This window comes from Rivularia sp. PCC 7116, assembly GCF_000316665.1.
In the GTDB taxonomy this organism is placed as follows: Bacteria; Cyanobacteriota; Cyanobacteriia; order Cyanobacteriales; family Nostocaceae; genus Rivularia.
The window spans coordinates 4,737,124-4,750,921 of record NC_019678.1; the positions used below are offsets into that span (position 1 = coordinate 4,737,124).

Genomic DNA, 13,798 nt, shown 5'->3' on the forward strand with positions numbered 1-13,798 from the left:
TTCGTGGTATTCTAAGCGTTAGCAGTTAGCAGTTGGGTATGAATCGTCAATGCCCCATGCCCCATGCCCAATCCCCAATTTAACTACATCCGCAACCCTAAAGAAATCTATAGTCGTTCCTTTTCTATGATTCGTGAGGAAGCGAATTTAGAAAACTTACCTATTGATTTAATACCCTTAGCAATACGTATAATTCATAGTTGCGGAATGACGGATATTGTTGATGATTTAGCCGCATCGCCTCAAGCTATAACTGTTGCAAAAAGAGCTTTAGCTGCGGGTGAAGCAATTTTATGTGATGCCGAGATGGTAGCAAAAGGCATTATTCAGCGGCGTTTACCTCGGAAAAATCCCGTAATTTGTACGCTGAATTATTCAGAAGTGCCCGAATTAGCTTGGAAACTAGAAAATACTCGTTCTGCGGCTGCGGTGGAATTATGGGAAGAAGATATTGAAGGGGCGATTGTGGTGATTGGCAATGCTCCTACAGCTTTATTTCATCTTTTAGAATTGTTGGATGCAGGATTTCCTAAACCTGCGGTCATTTTTGGTTTTCCAGTGGGTTTTGTAGGTGCTGCTGAATCAAAACAGGCTTTGGCTGCTGATAGCCGGGGAGTACCATTTGTAACCTTGCACGGTAGGAGAGGAGGAAGCGCGATCGCATCAGCTGCGGTAAATTCTCTCATGCAGGAGGAGCAGTGAGTTCTGGTTGTCTTTATGGTGTTGGAGTGGGTACGGGAAATCCCGAATTAATTACTTTAAAGGCGTTGCGAATTTTACAGTCTGTACCTGTAATTGCCTATCCTGCTTCGGAAGAAGGTAACAGTTTTGCTCGTTCGATTGTTGCTGAATTTCTCCAAGGTAATCAAATAGAGGTTCCAATTATATTACCTTTTAAGTTAGAAAAATCCGCTCAACCTTTTTACGATAAAGCTGCCGAGCAGTTAGCACAACATTTAAATCATGGACGAGACGTTGCCGTACTCTGCGAAGGTGACCCGTTTTTTTACGGTAGCTTTATGTATATTTATGAGAGGTTATCACTTAAATTTGACAGCGAAATAATTCCCGGAATTTCTTCAGTCATGGCAAGTGCTGCCATGATAGGAATACCTTTGACTTACCGTAATGATGTTTTTATGGTGCTTTCGGGTATATTATCGGGGGAAGTTTTAAAGGAGAAATTAAGAGTTGCGGATGCTGCGGTAATTATTAAATTGGGTAGAAATTTTTCTAAGGTAAAGCAGGTTTTGCAAGAGTTAGGGTTAGTTGAAAGAGCAAAATATATTGAAAATGCAACTCGGGAAAATCAACGGATATTATCGATTGATGAAGTTGAAGCGGAAAGCGTGCCTTATTTTTCGTTGATTGTTGTACCGAGTCAATCGGAGTTGGGAGTTAAGAGTTAGAAGCATGATGGGGTTATGAAGTAATGAGGAGAAGGATATCACCTCCTCATATACATAAACGAGAAAAATAAGATTTATTTCGAGTCATGACTATCAAATAATCTTCCTTTTGCAGTTCATAATCAGATTTAGGATTAGTAACAAGTTTTCCACTGCTTGCTTCAAAAATTGCAATAATAGTACCTTGGTGATATCGTCTCATTTGTACAAGTACATTTACAAAAGAACAACCTTCGTAAAAGCTTGATACAGGTATTTGATAAAACTGGTTTTTAGATTGTTCGGTTAATATATAAGATACTAAATCGCTGATGCCATTATTTATAATTGCACGAGAAACCAGATGGCTTCTAAAATTGCTGCCTGCAACAATAATTCTATCTGCATGAGCCTTTTGACATAGTTCAAAATATCTTTCATCTGCAAGTTCAACTATTGTATAAACTTGACGATAAGTATTTTCTACAGTTAATGTAGATAGTGCAACTTTTGCATCGCGGCTAGTGTCGTCTAAATTTTCGTCTCCTAATATAACAACAGTTTTTGCTCTTTTTATATTTGCTTCACGCAAAGTTTCTTCTTCTACTGCCCCTTTAATGAAGAATAAATTATTATCATTTTTAATTGGCTCATCTTCTATATCGGCAATTACAACTATAGGTACTTGCCTCCTTTTAAAATTATTCCGCAACTCTTGATATATTAGTTTTGCACGATAGTTCCATTCGCATATGATGATATGCCTTCTAAGATTTGAAGAAATTGATTTAGATTTCAAATTCATAATTAACTAGTATAAATAGAAGTTAGGAATTAATTACAAATAGATAGTCTTTTTCTTGTAGCTTGCAATAGGATGGAGGGTTTGAATCAATGCGTCCGTATTTATCAGTTTGTATAGCGATGACGATAAGCTCGCGCTCGCACTTCATTTTTTCAAATACGTCTATAAAATTAGAACCTTTAAACTTTTCGGGTAAAGGAATTTTCTGAATATTATTATATTTAGTATCGATAAAAATCTCAGAAATTACCCTACCGATAGTATGATTCTTGATTGAATGTGCAATTAAATTACTACTTAAATTACTTGACGGTATAATTTCATTCGCAGAAGCTTTTTTACAGACTTCATAATATCTATCGTTAGCAACTTCTACAATTAAATGAACTTCGCTATTTATTTTTTCAATAGTCAAAGTAGATAAAACTACTTTTGCATCGCGATTTGTAGAATCTAGCCTATCATCTCCTAAAACAACAACAATTTTGGCAGCTTTTATATTTGCTTTTTCCAAAGTCCCCTGATTCACAGAACCTTTAACAAAATACAAAAGATTATCATCTGTTGGTTTTTTGTCAATATCGGCAATTAAAACTATATTTTTGTGTTTGGTTTCAGGATGCAGACGTAAATCATCAATAATCATTCTGGTACGATAATTCCATTCGCATATAATGATATGTTCCTGAAAATTATAAGAAACAAATCCAAATTCTTTTTTAAATCTTCTCAGCGATAAATTATTGGAAATTAAAATATTTATTAAAGTTCCACATAGAAATATAACTACTGCAAGAATTCTACCAGGATAAGTATGGGGATATAAATCACCGTAACCAACGGTAGTGATGGTAACTATCAGCCACCATAAAACATCCCAAGGATTATTAAATTTGGCTGAATCATCTGATGCTGGTGATATTTCAAAAAATTTATTTTTTTCAACAAACCATAAAATCGAGCAAACGGAGATAATTAGCGTTATAAAAAATAAAACATAATATTTCTCACGCTTTAAAAATTTCCAAAAACTTTTGAAAAAATCCTGAGTTACCGACTTATTATATTTCCAATGGTTGTGAAGATAACGCTTAATATTAGAAATAGTTTTTTGCATGTATTGACTCAATTAGGTCACATTTAGTAACTAACAAATATTTTGAGATGAAATCCCAATAGCTAATTTTGCTGATAAAAGAACTGTTTAAATTACTTGCACTCTCGATGCAAGTTAATAACAGGTATTGCAAAATGCAGAACAATATGCGCTTATTGCATATAAACTTTATCGCACTATTCACTAATGCTTGTAAAGCAAATATTTAACATTCGTATTTCTGAAAATATCAAATAACTAAGAATATGTTTGTAAGACAAGACATCCCTCTCCTTAATAAGGAGAGGGAACGAGAGTGAGGTTGGATTGGTATTCCATCCAAATGAAAAATTCTATATATGATGTTATCGAAGAAACTACCTTTAATATAATTTTTATCTACATTAAACAAGGTTTAAGCAATAGCTAATTTTTGAACATAACTCAACAGACTCTTTGCTACAATAATTTCTATGTAGCCGCACCCTTAAATAATTTCAGTTAAAATATTTTCAAAACTAATATACTTTCTTTTTAATTTGTCTCAAATGCAGAATGATAAGATTTACCACGACTGCCAATAAAAATTAAATAATCATCAGCGACAAGTATATAGTCAGGTGAAGGATTAGAAATAGTTTTTCCATTTTCACCTTGCTGTATTGCAATAACGGTGCTTTGAAAATCTTGCTTCATTGCCATAAAAACATCTATAAACAGATTTCCAATTTCAGATTCGGGAACGGGTATTTTAAATATTTGCGAACCATATTCGTAAGTCACAATATCGGAGATAACTTTGCTGATGCCATGATTGATGGCAGCACTTGAAATTAAATTACTAGATAATTTACTGCTAACTATTATTTCGTCGGCATTCGCTCGCTTGCAAGTTTCAATATTCTTTTCGTTAATCAGTTCGGTAATCGTATAAGCTTCCTTATTAATACTTTCTACTGTCAAAGTTGATAATATAACTTTTGCGTCGCGCTGCTTATAATCTAAATTATCATCACCTAAAATGATTACAGTTTTAGCTTTTAATAAATTTGCTTGGTGCAAAGTCTCGTCACAAACTTCTCCTTTAACAAAAAATAAATTTTTATCTTTTATGGGTTTTCTAGGGATATCGGCAATCAATACTATAGGAGTTTTTTCTGTTTTCAATTCTAAACGTAACTCTTTATGAACTATTTCAGCCCGATAATTCCATTCACACAAAATAATATGCTCTTCAAAGCTATATGAATGCATTCCTAAATCCTTACTAATTTTTCTTTCTACTAAAATACTGGCAACTGTAGCGGTAAGTAGAGTCAGAACCCCAATCCCCACAAGCATATCAACGAAAGCAATAAAACGTCCCGGAAATGTTTTAGGAGTAACATCGCCATAACCAACTGTAGTTAAAGTAACGACAGCCCACCAAAAACTATCAAATAAAGATAAATTTGGCTCAACTAAAGATAAACTTAACGAACTAATAACAACAATTACAACAATAATTATAAGCGGACGAATGAAATTCTCAGACTCTAAAAATTCCCAAACTGTATCAATCCAATTCTTAATTTTGGTTAAAATTGATTCCATTTATATGACTTCTGCTTGATAGGAAATAGGGAACGGGAAGCAGGGAATAATAAACAATAAAAATTAACTAATTACCAATTATCCTTTTAACATCCCTTTATATATTCCCGGTGATGAATCTTCGATAACTATTGCGCCTACAGTTTTGCGATAAAAATCTGCTACACCGTCACTAGCGGCACCGATAACTGCATAACCATACCCTTGTACTCGCATATCGTGCAAGCAAGCTAATAACAAAGCTTTGCCAACTTTACGCCCTCTTGCTGCTTCACCGACACCGATAGGACCAAAAAAGTTTTTACAAGTGCATTCGTAACAAGCAAAACCGATAATTTGCTGGTTTTCCACAGCAATCCAACAGCTAGGAGGTGAATTTTTGAAAGACACGTCACATTCACTCATCCAGCGTGTATTAAATTGCTCCTCAACCCAAGCCATAATCGTGCTTTTTTCCGGCGCGATCGCACGTTTAATAGTTATACCCTGCTCTTGTTGTGCGGTAATTTCCGGCTCTACAGACGGCAAGGTATAGAGCTTAACTAACATATCAGCCATAATGAATTTTAGATTTTAGATTTTGGATTGTATGCATAAATATGATGTGTTGTCGCAGAAGGCAACGCACCATAGTAATATTTTGTAACTGATATATACAGTATTTATTACTTAAAATGCAACAAACTCGACTCAATCAGCAATTACAATTCATCATTGAAATTGACAAATTAAAAAATGTATTGCGTCAAACATTATTAATGGATAGTTCTCGTAGAGAAAATAGCGGCGAACATTCTTGGCATTTGGCTATTATGACAATGATTTTAGCGGAATATGCAGTAGAAGGAACTGATTTATTTCGTGCGATGAAAATGTCGTTAATTCATGATTTAGTAGAAATTGATGCTGGGGATACTTTTTGTTTTGATGTCAAAGGAAATGAAAGTAAAGCAGAAAGAGAATTAGAAGCAGCAATAAGAATATTTGGGTTGTTACCTGAAGAACAAGGAAAAGAATTACGTTTATTATGGGATGAATTTGAAGCGAGAGAAACGCCAACGGCTAAATTTGCTGTTGCTCTAGATAGAATACAGCCTTTTATTCACAATCAACAAACGGCAGGTGGCACTTGGGATATTCATAATATTAACCGCAATCAAGTAATGAAAAGAATGGCACCTGTAGAAGAAGGTACGCCGGAACTTTGGAATTTTATACTAGAAGAAATCGAAAATTTGATTGCTACGGGTTATTTGAAAGAGTCTTAGTTTGTATTAAAATTATTATGAAACTGATAACTGTTAACTGTTAACAGCCCAAGCAATAAATCTTTCTGTATAATACAAAGCTAACTGATTGCTTACACCATTAAAAATACTATCAAACGAATGCTGTGCCCAAGGAATTTCTAATAGAATAGCAGTATTTTTATTTCGCAACTTTTCATACATTTGTCTACCAAATCTGGCTTCTACCACATTATCGCGACTCCCATAAATTAATAAAGTTGGAGGTAAATTATCAACCACATAATTTATTGGTGAAGCAGTTTGATACAGCGTTGGCAACTGTTGAGGAGAACCACCCAAAAAAGCCTTCAAAACAGCACGAGCATTTATTGGATCTGGGATAGGTGGTTCGTTATATCCTTGAGTTAAATTTACCGGGCCGTAATAATTTACCACAGCCCGGATTCCTTTCATATTCGGTTGATATGCTGCCAGCATTGCTAAATGAGCGCCAGCAGAGCGTCCGAATAATATCATTTTGTCGGTATCTGCTTCGTACTCCGCAGCATGAGAACGAATGAAATCCAAAGCCGAATTTACATCATCTAATTGAGCGGGAAACTTATACTTTGGTGCATGACGGTAATCGATAGCAAACACAGTATATCCCCGAGCCGCCATATATCTATTAAACTCGGGTTTTGCGGATGGATTACCACTTTGCCAAGAACCACCGTAAATAAATACTATTGCAGGATATTTACCAACTTTTGCAGGTTGATAAACTTCCATCTTTAATTTTACTCCTGCGGGAGATGCGAAATTTATATTAGTTAAATGACGGGTTTTCTGTAAGCTAATTCCTCGAAACACGTCAGTTAAAATAAAAGGCTGCTGTCGCATATTTGCTTTTAGTTCAACTGGAATTTTTGTGTCATAGTCGGCACCCAAAGCTTGATTCATTGCGGTATTCATTCGTCTTTGGGTCGGGATTATATTTGCTAGTTGCCAACTACAAATTAATAAAGCTATGAAACTAAAAATGCAGATTAATTGTTTTAATCGAGGTGGATAGATAAAGAATAAACACAATACAAAACTAATAATATTTAGTGCCAACAGCCAAGGGGAAATTTCTGGGGCAACTACTGCGAATTTTAGTAAAAAGAAAGTTGGCGCTGGAATTATCAACCAATAAGTCAAGAAAAGGCTTATACAAGTAAAGATTAATATCAGAATATTTTTCATAGATAATACATTTTTTTTATTTTTATAAAGCATATTTGTCTAGTGTAGTCAGTAATTTTTTACGGTAATTACCCAAGACTAATTAATTATTTTAAGTTACTGATAAAATATATATCAAATTATTTAAATAATTCCTAATGCTAGAAAAAGAAAATATATTACAAGAACGCTATCAACTAAAAGAAAAGTTAGCACAAAATGCAGGTCGTCAAACTTGGTTAGCAGAGGATATATCAATTCAACCGACGGAAACAGCAATCCTCAAGTTTTTACCATTTGGCGAACAATTTCAATGGCAAGATTTAAAGCTTTTCGAGCGAGAAGCCGATATTCTACAACAGCTTTCTCATCCCCAGATTCCTAAATACCGCGATTATTTTTCTATTGAGGATAAAAATAACTGGTTTGCTTTAGTTCAAGAATATATCCCCGGTGAATCGCTCAAACAATTAATTGAGAAAAGGCAAAGGTTTACCGAAGAAGAATTACGCAAGATTGCCCAAGACATACTAGAAATTCTTTGTTATTTGCATACACTCAATCCCCAAGTTATTCACCGCGACATTAAACCGAGTAATTTAATTTTGGGTGGGGATGAGCGAGTTTATTTAATCGACTTCGGGGCAGTACAAGACAGCGCAGCAGCAAAAGGAGCTACGTTTACGGTAGTTGGAACTTACGGTTATGCACCCCTAGAACAATTCGGTGGTAGAACAGTTCCAGCTTCAGATTTATATGCTTTAGGTGCGACATTAATTCATCTTGCTACGGGGATGATACCAGCCGATTTACCGCAGAAAAATATGCGAATTCAGTTTCAAGATAAAGTTAGTCTTAGCAACCATTTTATCCGCTGGATTGAAAAGTTAACCGAGCCAGATATTGAGAATAGATTTACAAGTGCTTCTCAAGCATTACAAGCTTTAAACAGTCGTCTTGCTGTGAATTCATCTTCTGAAATTTCTAAACCATACGGCAGCCGGATTAAATTAGATAAATCTTACAAACATTTAGACATTAAAGTACCCAGAGTAGGAATTGCATTTGAAAACATATTTTTCTTAATTTTCTGTTTATTTTGGTTTCTTCCTACTAGCGTAATAATTTTATTCGATCCAACCGCAATACTTTTTTGGATAGTTGGTTTATTACCTTTTTTCATGTTTTTTCTTCCTACGTTTGGACATTTTGATATCCATTTCAATCGGGTTGAGTTTGTAATGGAATGGAAGCTGTTAGGTAAAACTTATCGACAAAAAACCGGGAAGACTTCAGCAATTCATAATATTACTGTTGGGCAGACTTCTTATAAAGTTAATGATAAACACTTAAAAATGGTTTCTATGGAAGCTGGTGCTATCAAATTTGATTTTGGTGGTTTTGCTCCTAAATTAGCCGATTCTGAAAGAGTATGGTTGATTCAAGAAATCAAAGATTGGTTAGGAATTTAATGATTCTGATTTGTAGTTAATAATATAAGTTTTTTGATATTAATATTTACTTTTTAATTTTTATCAGGAATGGCCGCAATTGTCATAAGGCTTTGGTTGGTGCGTGACAGGAAAACCTTATTATTGCGTTATAAATCAAGCGAACTGTCACAGCACCCTACAAGCAAAATGTGCCAACCTTTAAATTAACTATCATGTTAGAAGCAAATAAAGTTTTACAAGAACGCTATCAACTGAAAGAAAGATTAGCACAAAATGCAGGTCGTCAGACTTGGCTAGCTGAAGATATATCAGTTCAACCAGCGGAAACAGTAATTCTGAAATTTTTATCATTTGGCGAACAATTTCAATGGCAAGATTTAAAATTATTTGAACGAGAAGCGGATATTCTTAAACAGCTTTCTCATCCCAAAATTCCGAAATATCGCGATTATTTTTCTCTTGAAGATAAAACTAACTGGTTTGCTTTAGTTGAAGAATATATACCTGGTAAATCATTAAAACAATTAATTGAAAGTAAACAAAGATTTACTGAAAAAGAATTACGAAAAATCGCTGCCGAAGTATTAGATATTCTTTGTTATCTACATACACTTAATCCCCAAGTTATTCACCGCGATATCAAACCAAGTAACTTAATTATTGGAGAAGATGAAAAAGTTTATTTAATCGATTTTGGAGCGGTTCAAGATAACGCAGCAGCCAAAGGTGCAACCTTTACAGTTGTAGGAACTTACGGTTATGCTCCCATAGAACAATTCGGAGGTAGAACAGTTCCTGCTTCCGATTTGTATGCTTTGGGAGCTACTTTAATTCATCTGGCTACGGGGATGATACCCGCAGATTTACCGCAAATAAAAATGCGAATTCAGTTTAAGGATAAAGTTAGCTTGAGTGATGGTTTTATAAGCTGGATTGAAAAGTTAACCCAGCCTGATATTGATGATAGATTTAGTAGTACTGAGGAAGCATTGAAAGCTTTGAACAGTCGTACTGCCGTTAATTATTCTGGGAAAATTTCTAAACCACAGGATACCCGTATTCAAATTAATAAATTTGATGGAAAGTTAGAAATTAGGATAGCCGCAGAAGGATCTAAATCTGAATTATGCTTTTTCATATTTATTCTCTTTTTTACCAATGTTCTAATTATTATTTTCTGCTCTTCTCTGATTTTTTATATAATATTTACTGTTACCTCTTTGCCTTTCTATTTAGCAATATTTTTTATAGTACTTCAGTATTGCAAAACTCTTTATATTCGATTAAAACCTGATAATTTTGTGATGGAATGGAGTAGATTTGATAGTATTTACAAAGCCGAATTTGGTGAAACTTCAAAAATAAAATCTATCAAAAAGGAATATTATTATTATAAATATAGTAAAGCTCCAATAGTAATGATAGAAGCTGGTACCCAAAAATATAGTTTCGATCTAAACTTAGACGAAGCGGAAATAGATTGGTTAGTAGAGGAAATAAATGATTGGTTGTACAAGTTATAACTGAATTTTTTTAATCGTTTTCCAAAATCTCTTCCCATTCATTATCACTCAAAGCTTTTTCCTCAAAATTAATCCCAAAACAATCTCTAGCAGCATCAACTAAAACTGCAACTATTTTTTCAATTTTCAAATCTTCCGCAATCGCAACTCTATCTAATAACTCTTCACCAAAAACCTTTTTAAACAATTCCTTATCGGGTTTCAACCGCATCGAACCATGTTGCAAAATCACATCACCACGTCTCAACTGAGCGCTACCAATCAACTTACTACCATCAACAGTTACCAAATCCGCACCAGTTGCAGTGCCGAAACAATTAGGATTATTAATATAGCCCCTCCCAGCAGTACCGTAATCCAACTCAATACCTAAATTACGCCATCCTTTAATCAAAAAATCGCATATATTTTTATACGCTTCCATGCGACTTTGAGAAAATCCAGAAGCCACTACAGCGTAAGTTAAATCACCATGATGCAACACCGCACGCCCACCCGTTGGACGACGCACCAATTCTATTTCCTTACCTTTCCAAATCAAACCTTCCCAATCTTTTGGATACTTGCGTTGATGATAACCAAGAGAAATTGCAGAAGGCGACCAAGTATAAAAACGTAAGCTAGGCGGATGTCCCGACTGATGCTGTTTCAACAACCATTCATCAATCGCCATCTGTAATTTACCATTCGCTTCCAAAAACGGAATTAATCGCCAAGTTTGAGAAATCAAAATATAGTTTTTAGGGGTTAGTTGTTAGTTGTTAATTCTATTGTGAAAGACGGGGAGAGGGTAGAGGGGGAAGAGGGGAAACGCTTTTATTAATAAACAAAACATTTTTTTATAAAAGCAACCAGCTACCCAAACTTTGATAACTGGTTACTGATAACTGATTACTGTTAACTGTTACTTGCCATATTTGGATTGCAAATCTTCGTCATTATCATCCGCGATAGTCGCCACAATGGTAATTAAACGAGAAACTTCCGCAGCGGATAAATCTTCTAATGTACGCTTTGAAATTACTACTACCTGGTCTTCAATAATACCAAAGCGTGCTTCTAAGGTAGCAGAGCAGTTCATTTGTAACAGCGATCGCATCATTGTAGGTTCGTCTTTTCCTGGCAACCTCAGCACTGAAGACCAGACTGTTATCATATCTTCATCGCTGGTTCCCGTCAATTGCACAAACACTTCTACACTACCGTACTTAAACTTCCATAAATAAGCACCTTCAGCAGGATGACTAACCATTGCGCTATCGTTTTGCTCTAAGGTATCGATAACGTTTTCAATCACCTCAACATGGTTGATGCTTTCCGTTTCTGTAGTTAAATCGTCCATTGTTTCGTCGGTTTCCGAACCGGATTGGTAAGATGTCATACAAATTGTGCCTCAAGATGATGATTATTCACACCTACTTTATACACAATTAACTGGAGTTGGGCATTGTCAGATGGGCATTAGCATTTGTTAGCAGTTTCTTGTGCAAAGTAGCAAGTCAATTATTCTTTTTCTCTCCCCATCTCTCCTTTCCCTGTTAACAGTAGCGCAATTCGGGGAATACTGAGTATATATTTTATCTTTAGCCTCAGTATGAGTTATTGTCTTAACCCCCATTGTCAGAAGCCCCAAAATCCAAAAGATGATAAATTTTGCTTAAGTTGCGGTACAGCACTGCTGCTTAAAGAACGCTATCGCGCTATCAAACCAATTGGACAAGGTGGTTTTGGTAGAACTTTGTTAGCTGTTGATGAAGACAAACCGTCAAAACCACCCTGCGTTGTTAAGCAGTTACTTCCTCAAGCGCAAGGTACTAATAATACCCAAAAAGCTGCTGAATTATTTGAGCAAGAAGCTTTGAGATTGGATAATTTAGGCAGACACAATCAAATACCCGATTTATTAGATTATTTCACTCAGGAAGAACATCAATATTTAGTACAAGAATATATTGACGGGCATAATTTATTACAGATATTAGCCGAACAAGGTAATTTTAATGAAACTAAAATTGATGAATTACTAAATAGTTTGTTACCCGTACTAGAATTTATTCACCAAAATGAAGTAATTCACCGAGATGTTAAACCAGAAAATATTATTCGCAGTCGCGAAGGAAAGCTGTTTTTAGTAGACTTTGGTGCTGCGAAAGTTGTCACGGGAACTGCTATGTTGCAAACGGGAACCAGCATCGGCACTCCCGAATTTGTTGCTCCCGAACAATCTAGAGGTAAAGCTATTTATAGCAGCGATTTATATAGTTTGGGAATAACCTGTATTTATTTATTAACTGGAGTTTCTCCCTTTGAATTATTTGATATATCTGAAAATAATTGGGTATGGCAGCAGTATTTAGTTAAGAATCCTGTTAGCGATAAACTAAGTTATATTTTAGATAAACTTATTCCATATGCTACAAGTCGTCGCTATAAATCGGCAAGTGAAGTATTAGAGGATATTAAAAAAGAAAAAGGTTTTTACTTTGAAGACAAAGCATATTTAGAGAACTCAAATTGGGACAAAATATTAAAAACTCCCAGTTGGGAATGTATTAATACTTGGTACAGTCATACTGATGTAGTTGATTCTATTGCTATTAGCTTAGATGGAATAATTCTTGCTAGTGGAAGTCATGACGAAACAGTAAAGCTTTGGCAAATAAGTACGGGTAAACAAATTACAACTCTAAATTGTGAAAGCTTAATTTATGCTGTTGCTTTTAGCCCTGACAGACACAATGTTGCCATCGGATATTCTGACAATGATATTCAAATTTGGGATATACATTCGGGTAAAACCCGCATTTTAAAAGGGCATGAAGGGTGGTTTGCTGGAGTCAATTGTGTTAGTTTTAGCCCCGACGGAAAAATTCTTGCCAGTGCTGGAGGTGATAAAACAGTTAAATTATGGGATTTAACTACAAATACGGAAATTCATACTTTTAATAATCATAAAAAATGGGTTAGCAGTGTTGCTTTCAGCCCCGACGGAAAGATTATCGCTAGCGGTAGTGCTGACGGAACAGCTATACTTCAAGACTTAAGCGATTATAGAAAATTGAATATCCTTAATCATAATCATGCCTCTGATGTAATTAGAACTTTAGCTTTTAGCCCTGACGGAAAAATTATTACAACTGGCAGCGAAGACTCTACAATTAAGCTTTGGGAAGTCAATACCGGACAAGAAATTTACACGTTTACAGGACATAAAAAGTCGATTAGATGCGTTACCTTTAGCCCCAACGGAAAGATTCTTGCTAGTAGCAATCATGCCCAAGATATTAAGCTGTGGGATATGAATACAAACCAAGAAATATGTACTTTAAGCGAACATTCAGAACAAGTTAATTCTCTTGCTTTTAGTCCAGATAGTAAAACTTTGTTTAGCGCTAGCGATGATAACTCTATTAAGGTTTGGCAGCTTATATAAATAAATTTCATTAATCATCATAATTCATCAATAATAATACCTTTGTTACT

General features: G+C 35.0%; 13 protein-coding genes. 6 read left to right on the plus strand and 7 right to left on the minus strand.

Annotated elements, in window-relative coordinates:
* The first annotated feature begins 63 nt into the window (after positions 1-63).
* Positions 64-702, plus strand: coding sequence for a precorrin-8X methylmutase (locus RIV7116_RS18410; protein ID WP_015119814.1), 639 nt, complete (start codon positions 64-66; stop codon positions 700-702).
* Positions 699-1,409, plus strand: coding sequence for a precorrin-2 C(20)-methyltransferase (locus RIV7116_RS18415; protein ID WP_015119815.1), 711 nt, complete (start codon positions 699-701; stop codon positions 1,407-1,409). Before RIV7116_RS18410 ends, RIV7116_RS18415 begins: the two co-directional genes overlap by 4 nt.
* A 46-nt stretch (positions 1,410-1,455) precedes the next feature.
* Here the strand turns inward: RIV7116_RS18415 and RIV7116_RS18420 are convergent, their stop codons facing one another.
* The 4 genes from RIV7116_RS18420 to RIV7116_RS18435 form a co-directional block, all read right to left on the minus strand.
* A complete protein-coding gene (locus RIV7116_RS18420; protein WP_015119816.1) occupies positions 1,456-2,193 on the minus strand; it encodes an NAD-binding protein in 738 nt (245 codons plus the stop codon).
* Positions 2,194-2,215: 22 nt separating this feature from the next.
* Positions 2,216-3,310 carry an ion channel gene (locus RIV7116_RS37035; RefSeq protein WP_015119817.1) on the minus strand — a complete coding sequence of 365 codons (1,095 nt, stop codon included), beginning with the start codon at positions 3,308-3,310 and terminating at the stop codon, positions 2,216-2,218.
* 513 nt (positions 3,311-3,823) lie between these two features.
* A complete protein-coding gene (locus tag RIV7116_RS18430) occupies positions 3,824-4,882 on the minus strand; it encodes a TrkA family potassium uptake protein (protein ID WP_015119818.1) in 1,059 nt (352 codons plus the stop codon).
* Between the two features lie 78 nt (positions 4,883-4,960).
* Positions 4,961-5,440: a GNAT family N-acetyltransferase gene (locus tag RIV7116_RS18435; RefSeq protein WP_015119819.1), complete on the minus strand. Its 480-nt coding sequence runs from the start codon at positions 5,438-5,440 to the stop codon at positions 4,961-4,963.
* Positions 5,441-5,556: 116 nt separating this feature from the next.
* Here RIV7116_RS18435 and RIV7116_RS18440 point away from each other — a divergent pair, with 116 nt between their 5' ends.
* Positions 5,557-6,150: an HD domain-containing protein gene (locus RIV7116_RS18440; protein ID WP_015119820.1), complete on the plus strand. Its 594-nt coding sequence runs from the start codon at positions 5,557-5,559 to the stop codon at positions 6,148-6,150.
* Between the two features lie 33 nt (positions 6,151-6,183).
* Here the strand turns inward: RIV7116_RS18440 and RIV7116_RS18445 are convergent, their stop codons facing one another.
* The gene (locus RIV7116_RS18445; protein WP_371261542.1) at positions 6,184-7,086 is read right to left on the minus strand and encodes an alpha/beta hydrolase fold domain-containing protein; all 903 of its coding nucleotides are present in this window, start codon (positions 7,084-7,086) and stop codon (positions 6,184-6,186) included.
* 410 nt (positions 7,087-7,496) lie between these two features.
* Between RIV7116_RS18445 and RIV7116_RS18450 the strand changes: the two genes are divergently transcribed.
* Together RIV7116_RS18450 and RIV7116_RS18455 are read left to right on the plus strand one after the other, a co-directional pair.
* Entirely contained in the window at positions 7,497-8,810 is a 1,314-nt protein-coding gene (locus RIV7116_RS18450; RefSeq protein WP_015119822.1) for a serine/threonine-protein kinase, read from the plus strand.
* Between the two features lie 194 nt (positions 8,811-9,004).
* Positions 9,005-10,315, plus strand: a complete 1,311-nt coding sequence (locus RIV7116_RS18455; protein WP_015119823.1) for a serine/threonine-protein kinase — start codon at positions 9,005-9,007, stop codon at positions 10,313-10,315.
* A gap of 10 nt (positions 10,316-10,325) precedes the next feature.
* Here RIV7116_RS18455 and RIV7116_RS18460 read toward each other — a convergent pair whose 3' ends face one another.
* Entirely contained in the window at positions 10,326-10,988 is a 663-nt protein-coding gene (locus tag RIV7116_RS18460) for a biotin--protein ligase (RefSeq protein WP_083894137.1), read from the minus strand.
* A gap of 231 nt (positions 10,989-11,219) precedes the next feature.
* Entirely contained in the window at positions 11,220-11,696 is a 477-nt protein-coding gene (locus tag RIV7116_RS18465) for a YbjN domain-containing protein (RefSeq protein ID WP_015119825.1), read from the minus strand.
* Between the two features lie 213 nt (positions 11,697-11,909).
* Here RIV7116_RS18465 and RIV7116_RS18470 point away from each other — a divergent pair, with 213 nt between their 5' ends.
* Positions 11,910-13,748 (plus strand): WD40 repeat domain-containing serine/threonine-protein kinase, encoded by a 1,839-nt coding sequence (locus RIV7116_RS18470; protein ID WP_015119826.1) that lies wholly within the window; start codon positions 11,910-11,912, stop codon positions 13,746-13,748.
* Positions 13,749-13,798 lie beyond the last annotated feature (50 nt).